At 69.7% G+C, this 25,207-nt stretch carries 23 protein-coding genes and 3 pseudogenes; 15 read left to right on the plus strand and 11 right to left on the minus strand.

Features of this window, described 5'->3' with window-relative positions; translation table 11 throughout:
* Position 1 precedes the first annotated feature (1 nt).
* Positions 2-646 carry a hypothetical protein gene (locus tag AS857_RS16765; RefSeq protein WP_144440863.1) on the minus strand — a complete coding sequence of 215 codons (645 nt, stop codon included), beginning with the start codon at positions 644-646 and terminating at the stop codon, positions 2-4.
* Between the two features lie 1,129 nt (positions 647-1,775).
* Between AS857_RS16765 and AS857_RS42095 the strand changes: the two are divergent.
* From AS857_RS42095 to AS857_RS41940, 4 genes and pseudogenes are all read left to right on the plus strand, one after another.
* Positions 1,776-1,931: pseudogene (locus AS857_RS42095) on the plus strand (NF041680 family putative transposase); the annotation flags it as partial.
* 60 nt (positions 1,932-1,991) lie between these two features.
* Positions 1,992-2,591, plus strand: a pseudogene (locus tag AS857_RS37750) (IS5 family transposase); the annotation flags it as partial.
* 58 nt (positions 2,592-2,649) lie between these two features.
* Positions 2,650-2,877: a transposase gene (locus AS857_RS42375; RefSeq protein WP_420823945.1), complete on the plus strand. Its 228-nt coding sequence runs from the start codon at positions 2,650-2,652 to the stop codon at positions 2,875-2,877.
* Between the two features lie 76 nt (positions 2,878-2,953).
* Positions 2,954-3,991, plus strand: a complete 1,038-nt coding sequence (locus AS857_RS41940) for a DUF7638 domain-containing protein (protein ID WP_058043878.1) — start codon at positions 2,954-2,956, stop codon at positions 3,989-3,991.
* 22 nt (positions 3,992-4,013) lie between these two features.
* Here the strand turns inward: AS857_RS41940 and AS857_RS16780 are convergent, their stop codons facing one another.
* Positions 4,014-4,235 (minus strand): hypothetical protein, encoded by a 222-nt coding sequence (locus tag AS857_RS16780; RefSeq protein ID WP_144440864.1) that lies wholly within the window; start codon positions 4,233-4,235, stop codon positions 4,014-4,016.
* A gap of 469 nt (positions 4,236-4,704) precedes the next feature.
* Positions 4,705-5,086 (minus strand): annotated as a pseudogene (locus tag AS857_RS16785) (FAD-dependent oxidoreductase); the annotation flags it as partial.
* Positions 5,087-5,720: 634 nt separating this feature from the next.
* On the opposite strand from AS857_RS16785, the gene AS857_RS16790 reads away from it, so the two are divergent.
* A complete protein-coding gene (locus AS857_RS16790) occupies positions 5,721-6,536 on the plus strand; it encodes a hypothetical protein (RefSeq protein WP_058043881.1) in 816 nt (271 codons plus the stop codon).
* Between the two features lie 422 nt (positions 6,537-6,958).
* On the opposite strand, the gene AS857_RS16795 is transcribed toward AS857_RS16790, so the two are convergent.
* The gene (locus AS857_RS16795) at positions 6,959-7,324 is read right to left on the minus strand and encodes a hypothetical protein (RefSeq protein ID WP_058043882.1); all 366 of its coding nucleotides are present in this window, start codon (positions 7,322-7,324) and stop codon (positions 6,959-6,961) included.
* A gap of 154 nt (positions 7,325-7,478) precedes the next feature.
* Positions 7,479-7,730 carry a hypothetical protein gene (locus AS857_RS16800; protein ID WP_058043883.1) on the minus strand — a complete coding sequence of 84 codons (252 nt, stop codon included), beginning with the start codon at positions 7,728-7,730 and terminating at the stop codon, positions 7,479-7,481.
* 381 nt (positions 7,731-8,111) lie between these two features.
* Here AS857_RS16800 and AS857_RS16805 point away from each other — a divergent pair, with 381 nt between their 5' ends.
* Both AS857_RS16805 and AS857_RS16810 read left to right on the plus strand, forming a co-directional pair.
* Positions 8,112-8,705: a hypothetical protein gene (locus AS857_RS16805; RefSeq protein ID WP_058043884.1), complete on the plus strand. Its 594-nt coding sequence runs from the start codon at positions 8,112-8,114 to the stop codon at positions 8,703-8,705.
* Positions 8,706-9,143: 438 nt separating this feature from the next.
* Positions 9,144-9,425: a hypothetical protein gene (locus AS857_RS16810; protein ID WP_144440865.1), complete on the plus strand. Its 282-nt coding sequence runs from the start codon at positions 9,144-9,146 to the stop codon at positions 9,423-9,425.
* A gap of 117 nt (positions 9,426-9,542) precedes the next feature.
* On the opposite strand, the gene AS857_RS42380 is transcribed toward AS857_RS16810, so the two are convergent.
* The 4 genes from AS857_RS42380 to AS857_RS16825 form a co-directional block, all read right to left on the minus strand.
* On the minus strand, positions 9,543-9,803 hold the full coding sequence (locus AS857_RS42380) for a DUF418 domain-containing protein (protein WP_420823938.1): 261 nt from the start codon (positions 9,801-9,803) through the stop codon (positions 9,543-9,545).
* 160 nt (positions 9,804-9,963) lie between these two features.
* Positions 9,964-11,076 carry an ABC transporter ATP-binding protein gene (locus AS857_RS16815; RefSeq protein ID WP_079110392.1) on the minus strand — a complete coding sequence of 371 codons (1,113 nt, stop codon included), beginning with the start codon at positions 11,074-11,076 and terminating at the stop codon, positions 9,964-9,966.
* Positions 11,073-12,704: an ABC transporter permease gene (locus AS857_RS16820; protein WP_058043886.1), complete on the minus strand. Its 1,632-nt coding sequence runs from the start codon at positions 12,702-12,704 to the stop codon at positions 11,073-11,075. Before AS857_RS16820 ends, AS857_RS16815 begins: the two co-directional genes overlap by 4 nt.
* A gap of 6 nt (positions 12,705-12,710) precedes the next feature.
* Positions 12,711-13,769, minus strand: a complete 1,059-nt coding sequence (locus tag AS857_RS16825) for an iron ABC transporter substrate-binding protein (RefSeq protein ID WP_058043887.1) — start codon at positions 13,767-13,769, stop codon at positions 12,711-12,713.
* A 308-nt stretch (positions 13,770-14,077) separates the two neighbouring features.
* Between AS857_RS16825 and AS857_RS16830 the strand changes: the two genes are divergently transcribed.
* The gene (locus AS857_RS16830) at positions 14,078-16,759 is read left to right on the plus strand and encodes an AMP-binding protein (protein WP_063804272.1); all 2,682 of its coding nucleotides are present in this window, start codon (positions 14,078-14,080) and stop codon (positions 16,757-16,759) included.
* Positions 16,760-17,159: 400 nt separating this feature from the next.
* Here AS857_RS16830 and AS857_RS16835 read toward each other — a convergent pair whose 3' ends face one another.
* The gene (locus tag AS857_RS16835; RefSeq protein ID WP_058043888.1) at positions 17,160-17,531 is read right to left on the minus strand and encodes a hypothetical protein; all 372 of its coding nucleotides are present in this window, start codon (positions 17,529-17,531) and stop codon (positions 17,160-17,162) included.
* Between the two features lie 101 nt (positions 17,532-17,632).
* Here AS857_RS16835 and sigJ point away from each other — a divergent pair, with 101 nt between their 5' ends.
* From sigJ to AS857_RS16855, 4 genes are all read left to right on the plus strand, one after another.
* Entirely contained in the window at positions 17,633-18,565 is a 933-nt protein-coding gene (sigJ, locus tag AS857_RS16840) for an RNA polymerase sigma factor SigJ (RefSeq protein ID WP_058043889.1), read from the plus strand.
* A gap of 291 nt (positions 18,566-18,856) precedes the next feature.
* Positions 18,857-19,108 carry a hypothetical protein gene (locus AS857_RS16845; RefSeq protein ID WP_058043890.1) on the plus strand — a complete coding sequence of 84 codons (252 nt, stop codon included), beginning with the start codon at positions 18,857-18,859 and terminating at the stop codon, positions 19,106-19,108.
* A 95-nt stretch (positions 19,109-19,203) separates the two neighbouring features.
* On the plus strand, positions 19,204-19,500 hold the full coding sequence (locus AS857_RS40705) for a hypothetical protein (protein WP_058043891.1): 297 nt from the start codon (positions 19,204-19,206) through the stop codon (positions 19,498-19,500).
* A gap of 297 nt (positions 19,501-19,797) precedes the next feature.
* Entirely contained in the window at positions 19,798-20,019 is a 222-nt protein-coding gene (locus tag AS857_RS16855) for a hypothetical protein (protein ID WP_058043892.1), read from the plus strand.
* Between the two features lie 163 nt (positions 20,020-20,182).
* Here the strand turns inward: AS857_RS16855 and AS857_RS16860 are convergent, their stop codons facing one another.
* Entirely contained in the window at positions 20,183-20,968 is a 786-nt protein-coding gene (locus AS857_RS16860; protein WP_063804273.1) for an IclR family transcriptional regulator, read from the minus strand.
* A gap of 301 nt (positions 20,969-21,269) precedes the next feature.
* On the opposite strand from AS857_RS16860, the gene AS857_RS16865 reads away from it, so the two are divergent.
* From AS857_RS16865 to AS857_RS16875, 3 genes are all read left to right on the plus strand, one after another.
* The gene (locus tag AS857_RS16865) at positions 21,270-22,658 is read left to right on the plus strand and encodes a radical SAM/SPASM domain-containing protein (RefSeq protein ID WP_216823983.1); all 1,389 of its coding nucleotides are present in this window, start codon (positions 21,270-21,272) and stop codon (positions 22,656-22,658) included.
* Positions 22,659-22,955: 297 nt separating this feature from the next.
* Positions 22,956-23,630 carry a flavoprotein gene (locus tag AS857_RS16870; RefSeq protein WP_058043894.1) on the plus strand — a complete coding sequence of 225 codons (675 nt, stop codon included), beginning with the start codon at positions 22,956-22,958 and terminating at the stop codon, positions 23,628-23,630.
* The gene (locus tag AS857_RS16875) at positions 23,627-24,886 is read left to right on the plus strand and encodes an MFS transporter (RefSeq protein ID WP_079110393.1); all 1,260 of its coding nucleotides are present in this window, start codon (positions 23,627-23,629) and stop codon (positions 24,884-24,886) included. The genes AS857_RS16870 and AS857_RS16875 overlap by 4 nt, the downstream gene beginning before the upstream one ends.
* The last annotated feature ends 321 nt before the right edge of the window (positions 24,887-25,207 follow it).

Consider the following 25,207-nt stretch of genomic DNA (forward strand, 5'->3'; position numbering starts at 1 on the left):
GCTACGGCTTGGCGAGTAGGTCGGTGCGGTGTTGTTCGAGGTCGGTGACGCCGTCGACGTCCACTACAACCGTGAATCGGGGCACCCCGTCGGGACCCGTCTCCTGGGTCAGCTGCCAATTGTCCGCGAAGCCCCAGCTGCCGCCTGTGTAGATGCCCTTGATCCTGTCGTCCAATGTCCCGGCTGCGTCGAAGGGGCCGCCGTGAGATCGGAAGGTCCAGTGGGTCCCGGTACCAGGCGTCCAACTGTTCGGGGCTGCCAGGACGCGCTCGCCACTCGGGTCCCGGGGATCGGCGGCGAGATCCCTAGGCTGGTCATGCCCGGTGGTCAGTGCGATGAGGCCCGACGCGTCGGCCTCGGCAGCAGCCGGATACGTCCGGCCGCGGTGGACCGCGTAAGCCTTGGGGCGGAAATGGTCAGCCTCGGCCAGACGCCGCACCAGGGCGTGCAGAGGCTGCAGCAGATCCTCGCGGTGCTCCGCCAGCTCGGTGACTTCGTCGCGTGGGAAGACGCCGCGGTATCTGATGCCCCGGCCCTTGAGGTGCTCCTTGGCGACGTGTTCGTCGGAGCCGAGGTAGTCGCCCGAGAACGTGGCGGGGCGGCGGCAGTGCACTCGAAAAGCTCGCCGCGCCAGCGGAACGTCCACGTGAAGGCATACCAGGCGTCCAGGCGCTCCGGCTCAACCGGATACCCCACCGACCCGTCGACCGCCTCAAGCGGCGCGAGCCCTTCGGGCGCGGGGCCGCCGGGCCCGGGCAGCAGCTCGATGTGCGGCCACAGGCCCGAGGTGCACGGGCCGGGTAGAGGTTGCCGCAGAAGACGGCGACCTCGCCCTTGACCGGGAGGGGGGCACGCAGGGTCAGTCGTAGTCATTTCCACAGCCCTTGCTCTCCTCGCAATGCGTGTTCTGGCCCGGCGCGCCAAGATGTCGCCGGAGGAGGCTTCGCCCGCCGAGGTCATCGACCAGATCGACGAACTGGCCGACTTCTGCAGCGACATGTAGGCCGCGGCCGCCCCGCGCCCCTGGCGGCCCTCCCGTGCCGGCATTGCCCCCAGCCGACGAGAACAGGCGATGCACGACCGGCCGATGATCTACCCGTGGAACGCCGCCAATGAAGAGCGGCGGGGTGGATCTGGCGCCGCATCGAGGAGGCCGGGTAGCAGTGGACACCACCACCTGCGCTGCCGACCCCTCGCAAGGGCGTGCCGCCCTTGAGCTTGTCCCAGCGCCTGAGCCTGCTGACCGGCTGGTCGGTGAAGACCCCGCCCCGCTGCCCACCGGTTCCCCGTCATGCCCGCTGCCTGAAGGCCCTCGGCCGCGAGCGATCTTCGCTCTCTACCAAGAGGCGCACCGGTTGCAGCTAAGGCTGGGAACGGCGAGCCCATGGCTGCACGCGCACCTCCACCCCGACGCCACCCACTACCTCTTCCCGGATCCAGCCATCTACGGCTGGTCCGGCCCGGATGCGGGGCGCCGCTGGTGGGAGTGCCGTGTTCGCATGCGCATGATCGATGGCGAGCAGGTGCACGGCAGCCTCGCCGTGCTACCCGAAACGTTCACCGCCTTGAACTCCACCCGGCCTCGCTTCCGCCAACGCCGTCTCGCCCTCACCGCCCAGCTCACCGAGAGGGACCTCTACCTCTGGAGCCGAGACCACGAGCCGACCTGCACTCCAGAACGCTGCGGATTCACCACCCGACAAGCTCCCGGCCGACTCGGAGGGCCAGCTCAGGCCATAAACCCCGACCGTGAACCCCACGGCCGGCATCACCAACTGCTCCAGGGCCGGACTTCCTGGCGCCAGCTCCGGGACGCTGTGCGTCTCGGTCCGGCCGATGACATCGCCAAGGTCACCGCGGCCCAGGTTCGTCGGGTGATCGTGGACCTGATCGAGATGGGCCTGTGGAACCTCGGCGACCGCGACATCCTCAGAAACGGGACGCTCGTTCGAACAACTGGGGACTAGGGTCCGTCTTCAAATGATCGTTCGATGGTGGATCATGCTGTCGTGATTCGTCGTCATGAACTGACCGACTCCGAGTGGGAGTTACTGGCTCCGCTGATACCGAGTGCCAGCAGAGGCCGGCCTCGGGAGGAGGACCGCCGGGTCATCAACGGGATGGTCTGCAAGATTCGGACCGGGGTCTCCTGGCGTGACCTTCCGGAACGTTACGGCCCGTGGAAGACGGTCTACACCCGCTTCCGCCGCTATGCCATCGACGGTGTGTTCACCCAGGTCCTGCAACGGATCCAGGCCCGTGCCGACGCCGTCGCTGACATTGACTGGCTGGTCCAGATCGACTCCACCATCGTCCGCGCCCACCGGCACGCCGCCGCCACCGGCCGAAAAGGGGGAAGTACCGGACGGACGGACGAACCGGACGATCACGCCCTCGGCCCGATCCCGAGGAGGACTGACCAGCAAGATCCACCTCATCTGCGACGGCCGCGGCCGCCCCCTGGCCATACTGCTCACTCCGGGCCAACGACACGACGGCATCTGCGACGCCCCCTGCTCGAACGCATCCGAGTGCCGCGCGCCGGCCTGAGCCGGTCCCGCTGCCGCCCAGATCACGTGACTGCCGACAAGGGCCTACAGTTCACGTGGCTTCCGCGCCTACCTGCGACGACGCGGCATCGGACACACCATCCCGGAGAAGAACGACCAGAAGAGGCACCGCCGCAACCGCGGCCGGCGAGGTGGCCGGCCGACAGGCTTCGACAGCGAGATCTACCGCCGCCGCAACACCGTCGAACGCTGCTTCGACCAACTCAAAGGCTTCCGCGGCATCACCACCCGCTACGAGAAGACCGCCACCTCCTACGAAGCAGCAGTCACCCTCGCATCACTCCCACTCTGGGCAAGATCAATTTGAAGACGGACCCTAGCGGAGTGGGCCCGGAGCGCACGCGCGCTTCAGGGCTTCCCCGTGTCCGGCCTAGACTCCCTGCGTGAGCAAGCAGCCGACCTTCCGGATCGTCGACGGCGAGCGGATACCGGGGCTGTCCCGGCCCGCGTTCGTGCGCAACGGCGACCACCACTACCTCGTACAGCTCGGGATCTACGCCGACGGGCTGATCGACTGCTGGGGGCTGCTCACGCTCGAGGAGTTCGCCGCCGACCTGCGCCGGGGCAGGATCGTGACCACGTTTGAGGAGGGGGCGCGGGCGGCGGTCCACGAGACGGTGCAGTGGGAGTTCAGCAAGGTCAACGGCCGTCTCACGCCGGAGTCGCTGTACGCCGAGGTCCGCGACGACATCGACGATCTGAACGGCCGGCCCGACTCCACCGCCCGGGCCTGGCGTGCCCTGCACGAGTTCCGCGCGGACCCGACGGAGGAGCGGCGGGCCGTTCTGCGCGCCGCGTACGAGGAGATCCCCGAGCACGAGCGGCACGCGGCGCTCGCGGACCACTCCGTGGGGGACGGCCCGCTGTACGACCTGGCCATGGGCCCGGGCGGGGCCGTGACGGCGGAGGACTACCAGGAGTCGCTGGACTACTTCGACGAGGAGTGGGGCGATCCGCTGGAGTGGCTCGCCCGGCGCGACCAGGAGCAGGAGCAGGAGCAGGAGCAGGAGCCTGAGCCGGCGGACGGGACCGTCCTGCTCCACGAGTGGCACGCGGCGGAGGACTGGCCCGAGGACGCGAGCCCGTCGGCAGTGCTCCGCAACGAATATCCGGCCCCGGTCCGTATCGGCGACGTCACCTATCGGAACGTTCACGAGGCGTGGCTGGCCGTCGATCCGGCGCCGGAGGCCCGGACCGCAGTGATGGCCGCGCTCCTGCGGGCCAAGTACGACCGGCACCCCGACCTCGCCGACGTCCTGACCGGCACGGGATCGGCGCGCATCCTTTACCGGGCGAACTCCTTCGCCCTCTCCGAGATCGCCTTCTGGGGCCACGAGGGCGAGGGCCGCAACTGGATGGGACGCCTCCTGGAAGCGACCCGAGCTGAACTCCACGCCCGCCGCCTGGGCCTGCCGCATTGACCGGAACGACCGGGCCCCGGGCTCAGACGAGAGCAGTCACCTGAAGGGCGAGGCTGACGTGCAGCAGCAGGCACGTACCCCACCCCTTGGCGCCCCGCCGACCATGGCGGACCACGCTCACCCACCCCGCGACCGTCAGCACGGCGACGAGCGCCAGCAGAATCCACGCCGTGACCAGCCACGGCGTGGAGAGGTCGCTCAGGTACCTGATCAGCGGCACCGGTATGAGGAGGACCAGGGGCACGCCCCACGTACCCTCGCTCGCCTTGCCGTCGGAGGCAGGTTCAGGGGCCGGCGCATCGGTTCTTGTGTCGTTGTCCACCCGCAAAGCCTGCCCTCCTGACCGGCCCCGCGGGAAGGGCCGGCCCCTACCTCCTCGGGAGGTGAGCACCACCCCACCGCGCTGCTCGGCCTCCTCCAGCCAGCCGACAACCACTGCAGCCGGGACTTCGCGGACTTCCCACTCCGCTGCTGATCCACGACAGCACAATGACCGTCAGCGGCAGCCGGCGGAGGGCCCATGCCCCGGGCCCGTTGACGCATGCGGCCTGGGGAACTGAGGCAGGGGTCACCGGGCTCGGCCCGGGAGAGGGACCGGCGGTTCTGTCGGGTCGGCGAGCGGGAATCCGCTCCGACGGGCTCGGAACTTCACGCGAAGTTTCATGTCATACCGGCACCCCTGACAACACCTCTATGGGTGTAGTGCCCCCTGGAGTCGCGATCGGATAGGCGAACCTGTCCGAGCCGGGCACCTGCGGCGCGCCACTGCGGCTGCCCACCGCGTAGATCAGATGGTCGTACCTGACGGTGCCGCCGTCGGCCAGCGAGACGGTGCGCGCCTGCCGGTCGATCCCGGTCGCGGTGTCGACCACGAGCTTGACCCGCTCGCTCAGGACGTCCTTGTAGTCGACGACCGCGTCGTCGGACCCCGCCACCAGCTGGTGCAGGCGCAGGCGCTCGACGAAGGTCGAGCGCGGGTTGACGAGGGTCACGGCCACGTCGTCGCGGCTGGTCAGGCGGTTGGCTGCGAGTACCCCGGCGTTATCCGCCGCCGATCACGATGACTTCAGTCCGGTTGCCGTTGTGCTTCGTCATGGTCTCTGTTCCGTTCGCTCGGGGTTTCGCACACAAGGCGCCGGGCGGAGGGAATTTGTGACACTGTGTGGCTCAGGTCACATCTGGCGATGGGCCAGGGCGCGTCGGACAGGCGGAAACACAGGAGGCGGCCGGACCGGGCGCTGCTCCAGGACCCCGCCTATGTAGTCCCGGAACTCCCATAGCTACGGCGAGCCGCCACCCAGGCGATCGGGCTCGTCAGGCAGCGGTGCGTGCCCATGGCCCGCCGCAGCTCCGTAGTCGCTCCCCGCCCGCCGCGCACCGCTTGCCCGCCGGCCACCTGGGCCTGGACCTGTTGCTCGGTGCGCTCGCGCAGCGCGGCGACGAAGGGGCGAGGGCGATGCTCCGCCACCGCTCACGGAGCTGAGTCATCCCGGCAGAGACCCACGCCAACTTCACGCCACGGCCGATGCGAGGCCCCAGTGTCCGCAGCTGGGGCCTCCAGGGTTCTGGGAGTAGTTCCTGAGCCGCTCCAGGCCGTGTCCGACGGGTCGGTCCACGACCCATCCGTCGGACACGGCCCAGCGGTGGTGGGGGTGACTTCTTGGGCGGCCTGCCTCCGGGCCAGTGTTGCGTGCTGACATGACGCCCTCTGGTCGACCAGAGTCCAGGCATGGTGCAGAACCTGATCGCCGTTTTCAGCCTGCTCACCGGCCTGGTGGGATTGACCCTGAGCTACGCGGCTCACCGGCAGAAGGTCCGGGAGGGAAGGCAGGAGTCCGCTCTCCGCGCGGAGGAACTGCAGAAGTTCCGGCGCGAGCGGGAGCAGGAGCGGCACCTGAACGAGCGGGAGCAGAAGGCCCAGCGGCAACGGGAGCGGCATCAGGCTTCCATGATCAGCGCGCATGTCGTGCTGTCACCGTCACCTATCCATGACAGCTGGGTCGTCCCGAAGGCCGTGATCCAGAACGGGTCCAACCAGCCGGTCCGGGACGTGCGCGTGTCCTTCTGCGGTGAGCTGATCGGCGGATGGCCCCTTCTCGGCACTGGTGAGGGCACTGTCCCTCTGCCACCCACGCAGATTCCGCAGGAGCGCTCCGACCAGCTGCGCGATCTCGCTGTCGAGTTCACAGACGTCGCCGGGATCCGCTGGCGCCGCGAGGGCTACGGTGTCCTGCGACGCGCCCGGCAGGACTCCGCCAGCCCGGAGACCTCGGGCGCATGGGAGGTCGGGGAGCCACCCATCATCGAAAGGGTTGCGCCGCCCTCGGGGCCGCCCTCGGGCCCGCTTACGGGTGGGGGAGCGGGCGCTGGCGAGAGGAACGGCGCGCCCGCGCCGCTGCCCCCAGGGCCGTCCCTGCCTCACGGAGGGCCGCCGCCCCCTGCCGGGGCGCCGGGACGACGACGCACCGGATTCTTCCGTCCGGTGGTCGTGCTGGTATCCGTAGTCCTCATTGCGGGAGGTGTCGGGTGGCTCCTTCGCCTCTAGCTCATGTTCGACGAGCGAGTCGATAAGGACCCGTTGGACGCGCCGTAGGGCTGGCGTGGGGGAGATGTGCAGACTCCGGCCCGTGGACAACCTCGACCGGAGAGGCTCGCGACGAGGTACTTCGCCTCGATAAGGCCGTGGCGCTCAGCCTTCCGAAGGCGGAGCGGCTCGGGCGTCCCCCGGTTGACGAGCGACGGCCGGTCCCCAACCCGGGGCCCGGCCGTCGCGGTTCGTGGGTGCGTCACGGGCCGGTGAAGATGTCGTGCCCGCCGATGCGTCGCCAGACGATGTGCTGCGCGCCCCGTACCCGCTCCGTCCCGTAGGACCAGGCTGCACGTCTGCCCCCGGACCGCTGCCCCCGGACCGCGTGAGCTCGTCGGCGACGGCCGCTTGGCTGAGTGCCACCCCTCGCTGTCCTCCGGTCAGGAGATCTTCTTCAGCAGCCAAGCGTTCGGCGTGAAGGAGGAGTTGACGAAGACCACGCAGCCGCCGCTGTAGTAGGTCTGGACCTTGGTCCAGCCACTCGGCGGTTGGGCGGAGGCGCAGGCGTTGACCTGGGTGCCGACGGGGAGGCCGTCCAGTTGCTTGATCATCTTGACGTTCGAGCCGCCCATCACGCGGCACGAGGCGCTGGTGCCCCAGTTCACGTCGACCCAGCCGTCCGGGGTCATCGAGTCGGCGCACACCGTGCGGGTCTCGCCCGGCGACGCCTGGGCCGGGCTCGCCGTGATGGAGGCGACGAGCGTCGCGCCGAAAAGTGCCAGACCCGCGGTGCGGAGTCGTCTCATGGGGTGTCTCCCAAACGTGAAGTGTGCACTGATGTGCTGATGAGGGATCAGTGTTGGTCACGGGCATTCAATGGCCTGCGTGAAGGTCTTGTGGAGAGTGTTTTCGGCCATGGAAGGTCGCGAAGGGCCTTCTCAAGGTTTTCTTGAGGCTTTCTCAAGGCTTTGAGGAAGCCTCAAGGAAGCCCCTGTGCCGCATGGGCGCGGGCACCCGTACGGACAGTCGTGGGCGGCGGTAGACGCCCGGCGCGCACCGGACGTGCTTGATGCGAAGGCTCGCGCGGAAGCGGCCGGCGCGGAGGTCGGGGACGAAGGCGCGGGTGACGACGTGGCGGAAGGTACGGCGTTGTTCTGGGGTGAGGCGGTCCAGGTCGGTGGTGAAGCCGGGCAGGAACTCGTACGTGGGCACAGTGAACTCCTCCAGGGAGCACGAAGCCCCTGGCCGGCGGCCGGGGGCGGTGTTGGCTGTTCGTGTGAAGGGCGTCGGTGACGTGGTGCGCTCAGCAGAGGTGGGTTATCGGGGGAGCCGTGCGCGGTATCGCCTTCGTGGCCCACCGGCGCGGCGAGAGCAGTACGGCAACGGCCGAGGAGATCATCACCCGACACGGCGGCTTCCGGAGGGCCCCATCGGTGTGTGCTTGAGCACGGAACTTGTCACCTGACAGCTGCCCCCACCCCGCCCTCCGAGGCGGGGTGAGCAGGATTGCTGTCACCGAAGGTGCGTTGTTCTTGTCACCTTGAGATCGTTTGTGGTCTTGACCCTCGACACAGACAGCCCAGAGGAGACGAGTTGATCACGGAGTACCAGCAGAAGCTGCGCGAGCGCTACATCGCCGCCACCGTCATGCCGGCCCCGGAGCCGTGGCAGCCGGTGCTGGACCACAGGACCCCCATCGGGGGTCTGCTCGGCATTGGCTTCGCCGTCCATCCCGACAGCGGGCACGACCTCGTCATGGTCGTGTCCAGCGACGGCCATGGACTCTTCGACGCGGTCACCGGCGAGAAGGTCGCCCGCGACCGGGACCCGGACCCCGACACCAGCACTCCGGATGGGTCGCCGGAGCTCACCTGCCCCGGGCTCGGCCCGATCGAGGGTGTGCCGGTGCGTATCGCCGGGCTCTTCGGCGGCGGCCTGCACAGCACCACACCAGACGGCTGGACCCTGGACGTCGTCAGCCCCGAGTGGCCCCACGACCGCGTCATCCTCTCCGCCGACGGCGGGTCCCACAAAGGCCCGGCGGGAGGGGCGTGGTGGCACATCTTCCACTCCGAGTACTCAGAACTCCGCGCAGCCGGGTTCTCTCCCTCCGGCCTGACCCTGGCGGTCGCCACCAGCAGCGACCTCACCCTCTGGACCCGACCTGAGCTGCACTTTGACGACTGAGCGGACAGCGGGACAGCGGGACAGCAGGCGAAAGGGCGACAGATGGACCGGGCAGAGCTCGCCGGGATGCCGGGATGCCAGACCAGAGCCTGCGAACCCGCCAGAGCGGCGCTTCTCGACGGAGGCGAGTTCGTCGTATGGGACGGCAGCGTTCCCAGCCAGCAGCTTGCCGACATCTGCACGGCTCGCTTCCGACGGGCAAGGAGGCGAGGTACTGAGACTCTCGCCTTGCCATCCACCGTCGACATCCTCACCCGACTCGAAGCCGTTCAGGTCAGGATCGGCTGCGTCTTCTCACCGGACCGTGGTGCAGGCTTGTGACCTGGGGGCCAGGGGTGTGGCAGGCGTTCCGCGGCGGCCGACCACTTCCTGTAGTGCCCTGCCTGAGGGCAGTACAGGCCCGATGCCGGCATCAGATGCGGTTGGTATGCGAGCTCGATGACTGAGCGGAAGGACAGCAGCGTGGATCGCGACGCGCTCGTAGAGAGCATCCGTACCGCCGTTGATGCCTGCCCGGCCTCAGCTGCTCGTCAGGAAGAGCTGCTGGAGCAGTTCAGCACCGACCTGCCCCGCCCTTACGCCTGCTACCGGGCCACGGCCGGCGGAGACCTGTCCACCACCGCCAGCCTCATGGCCGCTGACTTCCACGAGGTGTGGGGCCCCGACTGCGCCGCACGCTGCGGCGACGCCCCCGCACCAGCCAGCCTGCTCGCCCCGTGAGCTGGCCTCCCGCTCCCGTCTCGCCGACTCACCCCATCTGCGCGGCGACGCCCCCGCCGAGGAGCTCGGCCTGCTGCGCCAGGCCACCCCGGCTTCCGGACTGTTGCCGCCTGCCATTTACCGGCCGCCCGTTCTCCAGGTCGGTCGGGAGAGGTTCGTCCAGGCCCGCAGTCCCCATTCGACTGGCCCGTACGCATGGCGCTCGAGCCACCACCGGCAGGCGACCACCGGCAGGCCGCCGCCTGGACGGTGAACAGCGTGACGGCGATGACCGCGACGACGGCAGGCGGGACGTGGCCGACGAGCCCTGCCGTTTGACACCGCCCCCCGACGCACCGCATCCGCCTCGTACGCGCCGGTCGTCGAGCAACCGAGCACAGTTGTCGACGACGTCGAAGGCGGAGGACCGGCCCGTGGGGGAGCCGGTGGCGATGGTTGCGGCGCCGCTCGAGCCGTTTGAACACCGTGGGCCTGACGGCTGCGCTGCAGGCGTGAAGGTGGGCGTCGTGCAGCAGGGCCGGTTCGTGGCTCGGGCCGGTCACCGTCCGGCGTGCAGGGTCGCCTCGCCGGTGACGCGGATTCCGGTGCGCTGTCCCGGGGAGACGGTCACGGGCCCGGCCACCCGGACGCCGACCGGGTCGTCCAGCCCGTCGACGTCGACGGTGACCATGGCGTCGTGGCCGTAGAAGCACACCTCCGTCACCGTGCCCCGGGCGTCGGCGGGCGAGGTGTCGGCGAGGTGGATCTGTTCCGGTCTCAGCAGTACCGTGCCCTCCTGCCGGCCGGCGGTGCCGACGGTGCCGGCGGCGAGCGGTACCCGACCCAGGGCGGTGACAGCCGATCCGCCCTCGGCCGTACCGGGCAGCAGGACGGCGTCCCCGACGAACCGGGCGACCCAGGGGTCGGCGGGGCGGCGGTAGAGGTCCTGGGGGGTGGCGCACTGGGCGACCGTCCCGTCGCGTACGACGGCGACGAGGTCGGCCGTGGAGAGGGCCTCCTGCTGGTCGTGGGTGACGAGGACGGCGGTGGCGCCGGTGGCACGCAGTGCGGCGCGGACGTCGGCGCGGACCCCGGATCGCAAGGCGCTGTCGAGGGCGTTGAACGGTTCGTCGAGCAGGACGACCGCGGGTTCGGGTGCCAGGGCGCGGGCGAGGGCGACGCGTTGCTGCTGGCCGCCGGAGAGTTCGTGGGGCATCCGGTCGCCGTAGCCGGCGAGGCCGACCAGTTCCAGCATCTCCTCGGTGCGCTCGCGGCGTGCCGCGCGGTCGCGGCCGGTGAGGCCGAAGGCGACGTTGCGGGCGACGCTGACGTGCGGGAAGAGGGCGCCTTCCTGGGGGACGATCCCGACGCGGCGGCGTTCGGGCGGCAGGTGCGTACCGGGGCCGCTGAGGGTGCGGCCGCCGACGGTGACGGTGCCCGTGTCGGGACGCAGGAAGCCGGCGATGACGCGCAGCAAGGTGGTCTTGCCGCAGCCGGAGGGGCCGAGTACGGCGGCCAGTTGTCCGCCGGGCACGGTGAGGTCGAGCCCTTGGAGGACGGGCGCGTCCGGGCCGTAGTTCTTGGTCAGCCCTGTGATCTTCAGTTCGGCCGGGTCGGTCTTCAGCTCGGCCGGGTCGGTCTTCGGGTCGGCCTGGGCGGTCGGTTCACTCATGTGCGGTGCTTCCCGAGGAGGTAGGAGGGGACGGCGGCCAGCAGGATCAGCGCCGCGGCGTAGGGTGCCGCGGCGGCGAACGATCCCGCGCCGGTCTCCGTCCACAGGCGGGTGGCGAGGGTGTCCGTACCGGTGGGGCGCAGCAGCAGGGTGGCGGGCAGTTCCTTCATGCAGACGACGAACGTCAGGGCGGCGCCGGCTGCCACGCCGGGGGCGGCCAGGGGCACGGTGACGTCGCGCAGGGTGCGCAGGGGTGAGCGGCCGAGCGAGCGGGCGACGTCCTCCAGCACCGGCGGGGCCTGGAGGACCGCGGCTCGGGTGGCGGCCACGGCCACCGGCAGGAACAGCACCGCGTAGGCGCAGACCAGCAGCGGGAGTTGCTGGTAGAGCGGGTAGGCGTAGCGGACGGAGAAGAACACGAGGGCGAGGGCGACGGTGATGCCGGGCAGGGCGTGGCCGGCATAGGCGGCCTGTTCCAGCAGGTGGGCCGCGCGGCCTCGGTGACGTGCGGCGATGACTCCGACGGGCAGGGCGAGGACGGTCGTGAGCACCGCGCCGGCCGCGGCGATGCCGAGGGTGTTGGTGGCGGTGTCCAGCAGGCCGGTGGGGTCCCAGGTGGCGGAGTTGCCGATGGCGAGCCAGTAGCCGAGCGTCCCCAGTGGGAAGGCGACTGCGGCCGCGGTGACCGCGCCGCACCAGACGAGGGCTGGTGCGCGCAGCCGTCCCAGGGCGGCGGGGGTGGCCGGGCGTGCTGTGCCGGTGCCGGTCCTGGCGTGTCCGGCACGGCCGCGGGTGCGGGCCTCGGCGGCGACCAGGGCCACGGTCATGACGACCAGGACGACGCTGAGCGCGGCGGCCGGGGTGCGGTCGAAGCCCGCGCGGTAGGAGGTGTGGATGGCGCGGGTGAAGGTGTCGTAGCGCATCAGCGACACCGCACCGAAGTCGGAGAGCACGTACAGGCCCACCAGCAGTCCGCCGCCGGCAGCCGCGGGGCGCAGTTGGGGGAGGGTGACGCGCGCGAACGTGCGCACCGGACCGAGCCCGAGGGAGCGGGCGGTCTCTTCCTGTGCCGGGTCGATGCCCCGCAGGGCGGCGGCGACGGGCAGGTAGACGTACGGGAAGCTCACCAGGGTGAGAGCGAGCGCGGACCCGGTGAATCCGGCGAGCCGGGGTGCGGCGGACAGCCAGGCGAAGGCCGCGACGTAACTGGGCACGGCCAGCGGCAGGGCCGCCAGGACGGACCAGGCGCGGGCCCCGGGCAGGTTGGTGCGTACCGTCAGCCAGGCGAGGGAGACGCCCAGGATCAGGCAGGCTCCCACGACGGCGGCGGCGAGTCCGAGGCTGTGGCCGAGCAGGGTGACGGTGCGTTCGTCGGCGACGACCTTCCAGGCGAAGCCGGGGCCGCGTTCGAGGGAGCGTACGGCGAGGTAGCCGAGGGGCAGGACGGCGAAGAGCGCGGCCACGCCGGCGGGGAGCAGCAGTGCCCAGGGCGGCAGGGCGGCGTCATGGCGTCGTCCGGCGGGCGCGGGGGCGGTCGGCCGCGGGCGGTCGGCATCCCGTGCGGGACGCGGGACGGACGGGGTGGTCCGTCCCGCGTCGTCGGCCCCGGGTATGTGGGCTGGGTGCATGTCGGTTCAGACCAGCCCGACGTCCTGGAGCATGGCCAGGGTCTCCCGGAGCGAGTCGAGCCTGCCGAGGTCGATCCTGGGGGAGTCGAGGGAGGCGATCGGCGGCAGGTCCTTGATGGGGCTGGTGATGCCGGCCGCCAGCGGGTACTCCTTGGTCTCGTCGGCGAAGTAGCTCTGTGCCTCCTTGGAGAGCAGGAATTCCACGGCCTTGCGGGCCTGCTCGCTCTGGCCGGTGCCCTTCAGGACGCCCACGCCGGCGACGTTGACGAGGGCGCCCGGGTCGCCGCCGCGGGGGTAGTGGAGCTTGGCCTTGACCTTGTCGGCGCCCTTCTCGGCGACCCGCTCGTACCAGTAGTAGTGGTTGAGCAGGCCGAGGGAGACCTCGCCGGAGTCGACCGCGTCCAGTACGGCGATGTTGTTGCCGTAGGCCTTGGCGCCGTTGGCCTTGATGCCCTTGAGCCAGGCACGCGTGGCGTCGTCGCCGTCGAGGACGCGCATGCCGGTGACGAACGCCTGGAAGGAGGCGTTGGTCGGGGCGTAGCCGATCTTGCCCTTCCACTCGGGCTTGACCAGGTCGCGGACGCTGTCCGGGACGTCGGTGACCTTGTCCGGGTGGTAGGCGATGACGCGGACGCGTCCGGAGACACCGGTCCAGTCGCCCTTGGCGGAGCGGTAGGGCGTGCCGACCTTGTCGAGGGTCTGCCGGGGCAGTTCCTCCAGGCGGCCTTCCTTGGAGAGGGCGCCGAGGGCGCCGGCGTCCTGGGAGAAGAACAGCGCGGCCTTGGTCCGGTCGCCCTCCTCCAGGAGCTGGGCCGCCAGTTCCGCGCTGTCTCCGTAGCGGACCTCGACCTTGGTGCCGACCGCCTTCTCCAGCTTCGTCAGGAGAGGCTTGACCAGGGCCTGCTGGCGACCGGAGTAGATGACGAGGGAGGATTTGCCGCCCTTGTCCCCCTTATCTCCCTTGCCGGATCCCCCTTCGTCGCCGCTCCCGCATGCCGCGGCGGCGGGGAGGATCAAGGCTGCCGCGGCGAGCGCGATGAGACGACGGGCCAGGGGCCGACGCATGGTGATGCCTTCCTGCAGGGCCCACCCCGATAGCTGTAAGTAACAGCGAAAAGGGAGGCGGGCGGGGCCGAATCCGGTCCACGGGGAACCCGGACGGCTAATAAATAAGGTAAAGCTAACCTAAAGGTCAAGGGGTTCGGCGGAAATCGCCGGATCGGCGGCTCAAGCCGCGAATCGGTAACGGTTTTGGATCATCATTGCTGGTCAACGCGGTACCCGGAGGGCAATCGAGAACGGCCCTGAGGGGCCGGGCCGCCCGGAAGGGGTTTCGGTCGACAGGCTTTTGATGGAGGCAAGCCTTACCTACGATGCGCCACGTGACGTTCTCTTTCGGCCAGTCAATCGGAGTCAAGCCGGTTCCCTTCGTCCGCGATCTCGCAACTCACGGTGACCGCACGGCCCTCATCACCCCCATGGGTGAGATCTTGTACCGTGAACTCGCCGAACGCGTGACGGTCACAGCCCGGCGCCTGGGCTCGCGACGCAGGCTCGTGCTGCTCGCCGGCGCCAACACGGCCGACGCCCTGATCGGGTACCTGGCGGCCCTGGCTGCCGGCCACGTCGTCCTCCTCGCACCGGGCGACAGCGCCGCGACCGTCGACGCGTTCGTCACGGCGTACGACCCGGACGTGGTCGTTCGGCCGGCCGACGGCACCTGCCTGATCGACGAGCGGCGCACCGGCTCCGCGCACACCCTGCACCCCGACCTCGCGCTGCTGCTGAGCACCTCCGGCTCGACCGGCTCCCCGAAGCTTGTCCGCCTCTCGCACGAGAACCTTCAGGCGAACGCGGAATCAATAGCCACCTATCTGGACATACGCGACAGCGACCGGGCCGCCACGACGCTGCCCATGCACTACTGCTACGGCCTCTCGGTCATCCACAGTCACCTCCTGCGCGGCGCGGCGCTGATCCTCACCGACCTCTCCGTGGCCGACCCCTGCTTCTGGGAACGGTTCCGCGCCGCCCGCGGCTCGGCGTTCGCCGGGGTCCCCTACACCTTCGACCTGCTCGACCGGGCCGGGTTCGCCACGATGGACCTGCCGCACCTGCGGTACGTCACCCAGGCGGGCGGAAGACTGGCACCCGACCGGGTGGCCCGTTACGCGGCCCTCGGGCGGCGCGCAGGCTGGGATCTGTTCGTGATGTACGGCCAGACCGAGGCCACCGCCCGCATGGCCTATCTCCCCCCGGCGCTCGCGGCCACGCACCCGCACGCGATCGGCGTCCCGGTCCCCGGCGGGTCCTTCCGCATCGAGCCCGCCCCCGGCCACCCGGTCGGCGAGGGGCCCGCCGACCGCGCCGGCGAGCTCGTCTACACCGGCCCCAACGTCATGCTGGGCTACGCCGAGACCCCCGCGGACCTGCGCCTGGGCCGCACGGTCGACGAGCTCCGCACCGGCGACATCGCCCGGCTCACCGACGACGGACTCTACGAAGTGATCGGGCGCAGCAGCCGGTTCGTCAAGATCTACGGCCTGCGGATCGACTTGCAGCGCGCCGAGGCCGCGCTGGAACGGCAGGGCATCCCGGCCACCTGCACCGGCGACGACCACGAGTTGGTCGTGGCCGTGACGGGCACGACCGCTCCCGACGCGGCCCGGGTACGACGCCTGACGGCGGACGAGTGCGGCCTGCCCCTGCGCGCCGTGCGCGTACACCACTTCGCCGAACTGCCGCGCCTCGCCACGGGCAAGCCCGACTACCGGACGATACTGCGCGAGGCTCGCGCGCCCGGAGACGGCCCGCTGCCCACCGGAGCACCGGTATCGGCATCGGCTTCCGGCGTGCCGAACCTGTGCCGCCTCTACGCCGAGATCCTCGACCGTTCGGACGTCACCGAGGACAGCACGTTCGTGGGCCTCGGCGGCGACTCCCTGAGCTACGTCGAGATGTCGCTGAGGATCGAGCAGGCCCTGGGGCACCTCCCCACCGACTGGCATCTCCTGCCGATCCGCGAACTCCGGCCGCCCGCACGCCGGCGCCCCGGCCGGCGGCTGCGCGCGCTGGAGACCGGTGTCGCCCTCCGCGCGGTGGCGATCGTCCTCATCGTCGGTTCCCACATACCGGTGTTCATGGTGCAAGGCGGTGCGCACGTGCTGCTGGGGGTCGCCGGGTTCAACTTCGCCCGCTTCCACCTCACCTCCGCCCCGCGCCGCGAGCGCGTGCGCCACATCAGCAACGGCGTCGCGCGGATCGCCGTGCCGAGCATCGCCTGGATCGCCCTCGTGGTCCTCCTCGGCAGTGGCTACGACCTGGAGAACGCCGTACTGCTCAACAGCGTCCTCGGCTCGCACGAGGGCCGGCAGGAGTGGCACTACTGGTTCGTCGAGACCATCGTCTACTTCCTCGTCGCCCTGACCCTCTTCCTGTCCGCCCCCGCGGTGGACCGGGCGGAGAGACGGTTCCCCTTCGGCCTGCCCGCCGCCCTGGCGGCGCTCGGCCTGCTCACCCGCTACAACCTCCCCGGGTTCGACCTGCGCGTCCCCCACCTGACACCGGTCGTCGTCTTCTGGCTGTTCGCACTGGGCTGGGCCGCGGCGAAGGCGAGCACGGTACGGCACCGGCTGCTGGTGACCGCAGCGATCGCGGCATCCGTGCCGGGGCTCTTCCCCCACCAGCATCAGCGCGAGGCCGTCGTCATCGCCGGCCTCGCGCTGCTGGTGTGGTTCCCGACCCTGCCGAGCACCCGAGCCCTCAATCGGGTCGCGGGCGTACTGGCGGGCAGTTCGCTGTACATCTACCTCACGCACTGGCAGGTCTTCCCGTATCTCAAGGACCGCTCCCCGCTCCTGGCCCTGGTGGTGTCCCTGGTCGTGGGCATCGGCTACGCGACCGTGGCGACGCGTCTGATGCGCACCTGGCCGCGCGCGCACCGGCCGGGCCGCCGCGACCGTCCCACGGTCCGGCGCGACCGTCCCATGGTCCGGCGCGACCGTCCTACGGTCCGGCGCGTCAGGGACAAGCTCCGCGCCATCAGCGTCGGCTGAGGCCCCCGGGCGAGCGTGCCTCCCGTCGCGCTGGTGATCAGTGGCAGCGGACGCGGGCACCGCCGCCTGCGCAGCCGCGGTGCCCGCGTCCGGTTGCCAGGTGCCGTCGTCCCCGTCACGGAGCTGGCCCTGGCCCTGGTTCTGGCCCAAGGGATACCAGGTGACCAGGGTGTTCATCTGGTCGGCTTGTCCGCGCGGGGTGGAGATGGTCACGGCGGATCCCTTGGGCGCGGGCACGAAAACGTCCTTCCCTGTGCGCCTGTCCGCGCCGGGGTCCTGCCGTTGCCGCCACCTTCAACAACGTGCGCAACAACGTGCGCAACGACGGAGCGGGTGCGGTGGCCGGTCGTGGTGGACCGGTCACGGGTCAGCGGATCCTGGCGTGCCTCGATTTCGGACCTTAACGCCGGGCAAGCGCCAGCACACTCAGACCGAACATCAAGACACCCAGAGGGAGATGGACCGATGGGACGTGCGCGATGCCGAGCACGACCTGTACCGAGGCGAGTACGAGGAATCCTGCCGCGTGCCAGACAGGCCGGGGCGAGCCGCCGCCCGGCTTCCACGCCAGCACCGCCGCGAGCACGTACAGCATCGATGCCCCGTACATCACACGGGCTCCGACACTGTGCAGTGTCTCTCCGTAGGACGAGGTCAGCAGCATTCCGGCGGAGATCGCCTGAAGGAAGATGGTCAGGGTCTGCAAGGCGATCGCGATCTTCAGGAACGAGGAGCTGCGCGGTGCGTTCGCCGTCGTCACCTGAGTGGCCATAACACAGTCCTCTTTTCCGCCCTCGGGCAGCAGGTCGATAAGGTCTCACCAGCCCGACGACGCGGGCCTGCGAAAGGTAAGGCGGGAGGGTGGCCGGACGCATGAGGACTGTCGGGGCCGGCGTTGATGAGATAGCCGGCGAGCGACGCCAGCTGATCAATGTCGCCTACCGGCTGCTTGGCTCGTTGGCCGAGGCCGAGGATGCCGTGCAGGATGCCTACGCACGCTGGTACGGGCTGCCACGAAGCCGGCAGGAGGAGATCCTGTCCCCCGGCGCCTGGCTGACGACCGTGACCGGCCGCATCTGCCTGGACCTGCTCGGCTCGGCGCGGGCCCGCCGTGAACGCTATGTCGGCGCGTGGCTGCCCGAGCCGCTGCCCGACCGCACCGAGTGGGAGCATGCGGGCGGCCCCGGCGCCGCCGGGCATGCGGACCCCGCCGACCAGATCGTTCTGGACGAGTCGGTGACCATGGCCTTCCTCGTCGTCCTGGAGTCGATGACACCCGCCGAGCGGGTGGCGATCGTCCTGCACGACGTCTTCCGGTATCCCTTCGCCGAGATCGCCGGCGTTCTCCATCGCACCCCTGCGGCCTGCAAACAGCTGGCGGCCTCCGCCCGGAAGCGGGTGAGCGCCGCGCCCGCTCCGGCGTCGGCCACCGGCCAGACGGACGTGGTGAGGCAGGTCAAAGAGGCATGGGAGAACAAGGACATCGTAGCCCTCGTCGCCCTCCTCAACCCGGCTGCCGTGATGACCGCCGACGGCGGCGGCATGGTCGGCACCATCCTGCGGCCGCTCGAGGGCGGCGCGCGCATCGCCCAGTACATGGTCGCCATAGCCGATAAAGCCCCGGGGCTCGAACTCCTGGAGCGGTCGGTCAACGGTGCGCCGGGGCTAGTGGCCCGAAGAGCCGGCATCGTCATGACCGTGGCCTCCTTCGACTTCTCCGACGGGCGCGTCACCCGGATCTGGGTGGTCCGCAACCCGGAGAAGCTACGACCGTGGGCGGAGGCGGGCCGGTCCGTGGCAGGATGACGGGATGCTGATCCGAAAGGCCGATGCCGCGTAGGCGTCCGAAGAGGCTGCGCGCGAAGCGTTGGCGGCCCGGAAGAGGTATCCCGGTTCGCCGCATTGGTGGTGTGTCTGCGGCGACGCGCGTAGCGATCCGGAAGTTGGAAGAGGGCCGGTTGCGGCCAGGGCTGTGACCGCTGCCGTGACCGAATTCCAGTGGTATCCGGAACAGCTGGGGCGCATGCTGCCGGATCCGGTCATGTCCTGCGAGTGCTGTGATCCTCTGGTGGGAGAGACCGCCTGGAGGACGTGTTGATGTGGCTTCCCCGTGGGGCTCGGGCGGACCTGGGAAGGCTCGTCGCCAGGCACTCGTCGCCGAATTCGACCGCCGGGCTGCACCTGCTCCTGGTCGCCCGGTCCTCCACCGCCCGCGCCCTGGGAGGCCCCGAGGTCCGCGTGCAGTTCGCCACCCGCAACCTCGCCCGCTACAGCGTGAACGCCCGGCGCACGCTCGCCCCCGAGATCCACCCGCGCCGAAGTCGACCAAGCACCCGGGCCGGTGGCTGACCGCGCGCCGCGCACGGTTCGCGCGCCCAGGTCGTCATCGGCGGCACCGCACGGGAGACCCAGGTCCTCTTCTTCACCGACGCCGAAGCCCGCGAGTGGGCCACCACCAGCCCGGCGACCACCGTCAGGAACCACGCGGCCGCCCCGCCCAGCCGGGCCCGGTACAGCTACACAAGCCGCCCGCGCCTGCGACACCGCCCGTCGACCTCCTGACCGACGCCTGGGGCGCCCCGGCCGTGACGCCCACGGCCTCGCCCGCTCCGACACCGGCCGCCGCCGACGCCTGGAGCCTCGCCCCGGCCCCGCCCGACGACCCGGCGGAGTCCTCCACGGCGGCGTCGCCTGCGGACCCGACCGCGGTCGACGACGACCAGGCGGTGGGGCTGCGCTAGGCCCCCGAACACCACCTGCCAGACGGCACCCTCGCCGCCCCTGCGCTACGCCCGCGCCAACGACCCGAGCTTCCCCGGCTCGGTCGACAAGAGAGGCGCCGAACTCCTCTACCACGTCGGCGACCTCAAGCGCTGGGCACGTAACCGCCCCCGCGCCGCTTCCGGCACCACCGACCTCGACTGACCGGCCGCGGCCCGCCCGGCGACCACGAAACCGGCCCGGTCCCCGACACGATCGCCCTCGCCCTGGAGAACACCCGGTTCACCAGGCACAGCACAGAAGAGGAACACCGCACCATGACGAACACGACCATCGCGCTCCCGACGCTGCTGCGCCTCACCGACCCCGGCCTGCGCGAGCAGCTGGAGGCGCTCCCCGCCTCGGCAGCACTGATCGGCATCCAGGGATCCTGCGCCGGGTCGGCCCCGTCCACCAGTTCCGCCATGCGCGCCTGCGCCATCACCTCGCCGTCGGCCCACCCGTCTGCCTGGTCCGCGTACTGCTCCGACACGGTCTGACTCTTCGCACCTGGCGTAGCCACCCACCTCCTGCAGGTCGCTACGTTGCCCAGGCTCTCCTGCTCCATCCCTGAAGGCCTGCACCAGCGAATCGCTCGGATTCACGGGCCGTGGCTTGACCCGCGTTCAGACGTGGCGTGAGGGTTGCCTGACAGGCCGGCGGCTATCGACGGGCCATGTGAGCGGCTGGAGGACCCGCGTGGGTCTGCGTGCTCCGGACGGCCAATGGGCCGTGCAGACCGGCACTCACGGCCCGCGCTGTCTGCGCGACGGCGCGGCCCAGCTGCCGCATGTCGCACGACGGGTCGACCATGGCGCACAGTGCCCCGACGACCCCACCACCCGCCGCTATCACGGGTGCGGCCACACAGCACACGCCCGGTACCAGCTCCTCCCGGTCCAGAGCCACCCCGCTGTCCCGGATGGCGGACGCCTCCCGGTGCCAGGATTCCGGGAGAGGGTCCAGGGGTACCCCGGGCGGTGCTGTAGCCACCACCAGCTTCCCCGCCGCGGCATGCCACGGCCATGTGGCTCCCGGTCGTATAGGGGCCAGGTGTTCCACCATGCCGGCCACCCCCAGGACCGCCATCGTCCGGCCTTCCCACAGCACGCATAACCCGACCGAGGCTCCGGTAACGCCGGACAGCCGCTGCATCGGCCCGTTCGACGCCGCCCGTAAACCCGGATGCGGCTGCCAGCCCGTCCCCAGGCGGAAGAGCCGTGGCCCCATCCGGTAACCATGGCCGTGGTGTTCGACGACTCCGAGCCCGGCGAGTTGCTCCAGCAGCCGATAGGCTGTCGTCTTCGGCAGCCCGCTGCGTGCCGCCAGCGCGGTCAGCCCCGCCTCCCCGGTCGCTTCCACGGCTTCCAGGAGGGCGAACGCCCCCTCGAGGACTCCGCGCCCACGAGACGGCGCGCCACCGGACTCCTCGCCCTCGCAGGTGATCATCAGTGATCTCCTCCCCCTCGGTGCCAAGTCAATCCCACGGCGATAAACGCTCCATAAATTTGGTGTTTTCTCGTTCGCGCGTGTCGAAGATCTCTGGAAAATGTCAGATCCGCCGCGGCGGAGCACGGATGCATGGGCCTGTCTTGGGCGAAATTTCCATGTGGGTGCAAGATCGGTGCTCTCCGGCTCCGGTCCGCTCAGCGGAACACTGCTTGCCCGAGTATTTCTTCGATGCCACGGTATCCGCAGCGTGAGACCGGACCGACAGCTCGCACCGCGTATGGTCGACTTGGAGGCAGACGTGCCCGCACCTGTTCAGCCGAAGGACGGTACTTATGTCCCGTCCCGGTACCTGAGCCTTTCTCACCAGGACGACGGGGCACTGGTGGTGCATTGCGCCCGCACTGGCGCCGTCGGTGTGGTGCCCGTCGAGGACGCGGAGCGTGCGCGCAGAGCTCTGGTCGCCAACCAGGTGACGACGGGGCCATTTACCGGCGTACTTCAAGATCTCGTCTACGGTGGATTTCTCGTACCACAGGGCACTGACGAGACCGCGCTCGTGCACAACCAGTACGTCAGTCGGTACATGGATCGCAGTCTGCATTTGATCGTGATGCCGACGGAACAGTGCAACTTCCGCTGCATTTACTGCTACGAGTCATTTCTGCGCGGAGAGATGGCTCCTGAGTTGCAGGAGGGCCTTAAGCGCTTTGTGGCCGATCGGAAGGATCTGGAGCACCTCTACCTCTCGTGGTTCGGAGGTGAACCACTGCTTGCCGCTGAGACGGTGGTCCGGCTCACCGACCACTTCCGCCGGTACACGGAGGGCCACGGCATCGAGTTCTACCCTCTCGCCACCACCAACGGCTACTTGCTTACCCCGGAGTACGCTGACCGCGTCATCCCCGCTGGCCTGACGCGATTTCAGATCACGCTCGACGGCCCCGAGCACGAGCACGACAAGCGACGGATAGGAGCCAAGGGCGAGCCCACCTTCGCACGTATCTGGAACAATCTCGGATACCTGCACCGTTCGGATCACGATTTCAAAGTCGTCCTCAGGCACAACTTCGACCCGGCAGGTCTGCCGAAGATGGCGGACTTCCTCGGGATGCTCAAGGATGAGTTCGGCGGAGACCCGCGATTCGCTGTTCAAATGGAAGCGATCGGCCGCTGGGGTGGCGCCAATGACGCCTCACTCGACGTGTGTGAAGACCGGGCTCTGGTAGAGGCAGTGCGCCAGTCCCGGCGACTCACCGTAGAGGCAGGATTCCGGGACGTTCATGCCCTTCCCGGAATGCAGCCGAACGGCTATGTCTGCTACGCCGCGAACCCGAAGTCATTCGTGATCGGATCGGACGGAAAAGTTTACAAGTGTACCGTGGAGCTCGACTATCACGATCGGAACATCGTCGGCCAGCTGCATCCAGATGGCCGCATGGACCTCGACTGGAAGAAGATGGCCCTGTGGTGTGAGACCGATGGCATGGAAGAGGGAAAGAAGTGCACGAGTTGCTACTTCAGCCCCACGTGCCACGGTGCCATCTGCCCGAAGGAATGGATGGAAGAGCCTGAGTGTGCCTGCCCCACGGGTAAGCGCTTCATCAAGGAATCTCTCACCCTCATCCGTGCCGAGAGCCTGTTCAACGTGCCGGACACGGCTCCAACTGCCCACTGCCCTAAAGGCTGACATTGCACCTTAGGGCAGTGGGGGCTGCCTTCCTTGGAAAGTCCATCCGAAGCCGGAAGGCCCCTCCTCGCCAGCAGCAAGACAACCTTGCTGCCCGTGCCTGCGCATGGTTGGCGGGGCATGAGAAGCGAGAGGAGGTGACGACATGACCTGGATCTCCAAGCCCACCACGGACTACCGCAAGCGCGAGGTGGACGACAACAACTGCAACGGCTGCTGACAGTGACCGGGGCGGCGGGGAGAGTCGATCCCCGCCGCCCTGACCGCAGCCCTCCCCCTCCAACTACCGGAGCGGACATGATTACCTCCCTTCCGTGCGAACGGCTGCTCCTCGGAGTGAGCGGCTCCATCCACGCGGTGCACTTGCCTCAGTACCTCACCCAGCTACGACGCGAGTTTGCCCAGGAGATCCGCGTCATCATGACGGACACGGCAACGCGGATGATCTCACCGTCCGTTGTCCGTACCTACGTGGAAGAGCCCGTCTTCACCGACCTCATGGGGACCGACGCGCTACCCAGCCCGCACATCCGTCTCACTCGCTGGGCGCAACTGTTCGCGATACTGCCCGCAACAGCCGGCATCCTCGCCAAGGCCGCTCACGGCATCGCGGACGACCTGCTCTCCACGGCGATTCTGGCCAGTCCCCGACCTGTCGTCTTCGGCCCTGCGATGAATCCTTCCATGTGGGAGAAGTCAGCCGTGCAGCGGAACGTCGAGCGACTTCGTAAGGATGGGCACTACCTTCTGCCCATGCAGGAAATCACCTCGGTTACCACAGGTGAATTCGACACGGGGCTGGGTCCTGTACCGGAGACCGCGCTGACGCATCTGTGGCACGTATGGATGCGGCGCATGAGAGACGAGTACTGGGAGGAGGCCGTCGCGACCCCGGCCGCCACCCCGGCCGCAGCCAAGAACCTTCCCCTCCTCACCGCCGGCCGTGCGCCCGACTCCTCGGCCACCGAATGACCACCTCGGCGTCCGACCGGCAGGCACCGACCGCACTCGGTCCCGGATTCCGCGTGTTCTGGGGATCCTGCGCAGTCTCGCTCGCCGGCGACGCCCTGCGCGGCATCACAGTGATCCTGTGGCTCTACACCGCATGGGGCGGCTCGGCACGAGCCGTGGCGCTGGGCGTACTGTTCGAACGACTCCCCACCCTCGTCGTCGGCCCCGCCATGGGAGTCCTCGCCGACCGGTACGATCGCAAACAAGTCCTCATCGTCAGCAACGTGGCACGCGCGGCGGGCAGCGGCGCCATCCTATGGGCGATGCTCTGTGGCTCGGTCCCGCTGGTACTGGGGGCTCTAGCTGCCTCGGCGATCGCAGGCAGCGCAGGCTCGGCGGCGCGGGGCGCGATGCTGCCACAGCTGGTGGCCAAGGCCGCACTGATACGCGCCAACAGCACCATGACAACGACCGAGCAGGTCAGCTACATCCTGGGGCCACTCCTCGGAGCCCTGCTATACAGCAAGTCAGGCCCTGCTGTGGCACTGACGGCCGATGCCGTCAGCTTTGTGGCAGCCGCGTTGCTCCAGCGCAGGCTCCCTTCCCAGCCGGTGGCGCGACGTGCGACGGCAAGTGACCGGGGGAGGGAGGAGGTGACGGACCGAGACTTGGCGGCCACCGGACTACGAGTCGGCGTTCGGGCCCTGCTGGACAGCCGCGACCGCACCCTGGCCGTCGCCCTGGGGACGTACTTGTGCGTGGTACTGCAGGCAGGAATAAACAACACGGTGCTCGTCGCCTTCCTGCCTGCCGCACTGAACCGCCCAGAAGGCGACGTCGCTCTGTTCAGCCTGACGAACGGCGTGGCCCAAGTCCTCGTCGCGGGGCTGCTCATCGGTTTCGCGGCGCGACTGGCGCCAGTCGCCGCGTTGTCCCTGTCGGCCTGGGTGATGGTATGCGGAGGATGGGTACTCGCCGGCTCCATGAGCCTGTACATGGCCCTGGCGGGGGTGCTGATCATCGCCCTGGCCAGCGCTCCACTCCAGGTCAGCTTCACCACGTTGCGGCAGACGCGGGTCCCCGACGTCCTCCAGGGTCGGGCCACCGGACTGGTCAGCACACTGTCCGGCGCCGCGTTCCTCGTGGCTTCTCAGGGAGGAGCATGGCTGGCGGATCATGCTGGCCCACGGGCCAGCCTGGTGGGCTCGGCGGGAGCACTGACCACCGGGGCACTCCTCACCTTGCTCCTGCGACGTGCGGCCGGCCATGCACCCTGAGCTGTGCCGCACCGCCCTACCAGCGCTGGGCGAGTGAGTGGCCGCCGCTGGTCTCGTCCTCGTTCACTACGCCGACCCGGCGACCGCCCGCGAACTGACTGTGGGTTCTGGCAGTGCGCCGCTTCGCCCGGCACCTGCGCCGCCGCTGACCGCCCCGGAGGGCGGGGTTCGAGGTGGCCCCGGCCGCGGCGGCCACCTCGGCGACCGGCCGGGGCGGGGCCAGGCGACAGACTGCGAGGGTGAGCACCGCGATCCCCCGCCCACACGCCCGCCCTTGGGCGTGGCCGTCGCGCCCTGATCTCCACCGACGACGACACCGAC

The sequence above is a fragment of the Streptomyces roseifaciens genome (genome assembly GCF_001445655.1).
GTDB classification, from domain to species: Bacteria; Actinomycetota; Actinomycetes; order Streptomycetales; family Streptomycetaceae; genus Streptomyces; species Streptomyces aureoversilis.

Coding starts and splice junctions, on each gene's coding strand:
- AS857_RS16790 (WP_058043881.1), top strand. CDS start 5,721: ATGGTGCAGAACCTGATCGCCGTTTTCAGCCTGCTCACCGGCCTGGTG.
- AS857_RS16795 (WP_058043882.1), bottom strand. CDS start 7,324: ATGAGACGACTCCGCACCGCGGGTCTGGCACTTTTCGGCGCGACGCTC.
- AS857_RS16810 (WP_144440865.1), top strand. CDS start 9,144: ATGACTGAGCGGAAGGACAGCAGCGTGGATCGCGACGCGCTCGTAGAG.
- AS857_RS16815 (WP_079110392.1), bottom strand. CDS start 11,076: ATGAGTGAACCGACCGCCCAGGCCGACCCGAAGACCGACCCGGCCGAG.
- AS857_RS16820 (WP_058043886.1), bottom strand. CDS start 12,704: ATGCACCCAGCCCACATACCCGGGGCCGACGACGCGGGACGGACCACC.
- AS857_RS16825 (WP_058043887.1), bottom strand. CDS start 13,769: ATGCGTCGGCCCCTGGCCCGTCGTCTCATCGCGCTCGCCGCGGCAGCC.
- AS857_RS16830 (WP_063804272.1), top strand. CDS start 14,078: ATGCGCCACGTGACGTTCTCTTTCGGCCAGTCAATCGGAGTCAAGCCG.
- AS857_RS16835 (WP_058043888.1), bottom strand. CDS start 17,531: ATGGCCACTCAGGTGACGACGGCGAACGCACCGCGCAGCTCCTCGTTC.
- sigJ (WP_058043889.1), top strand. CDS start 17,633: ATGAGGACTGTCGGGGCCGGCGTTGATGAGATAGCCGGCGAGCGACGC.
- AS857_RS16845 (WP_058043890.1), top strand. CDS start 18,857: ATGTGGCTTCCCCGTGGGGCTCGGGCGGACCTGGGAAGGCTCGTCGCC.
- AS857_RS16855 (WP_058043892.1), top strand. CDS start 19,798: ATGACGAACACGACCATCGCGCTCCCGACGCTGCTGCGCCTCACCGAC.
- AS857_RS16860 (WP_063804273.1), bottom strand. CDS start 20,968: ATGATCACCTGCGAGGGCGAGGAGTCCGGTGGCGCGCCGTCTCGTGGG.
- AS857_RS16870 (WP_058043894.1), top strand. CDS start 22,956: ATGATTACCTCCCTTCCGTGCGAACGGCTGCTCCTCGGAGTGAGCGGC.
- AS857_RS16875 (WP_079110393.1), top strand. CDS start 23,627: ATGACCACCTCGGCGTCCGACCGGCAGGCACCGACCGCACTCGGTCCC.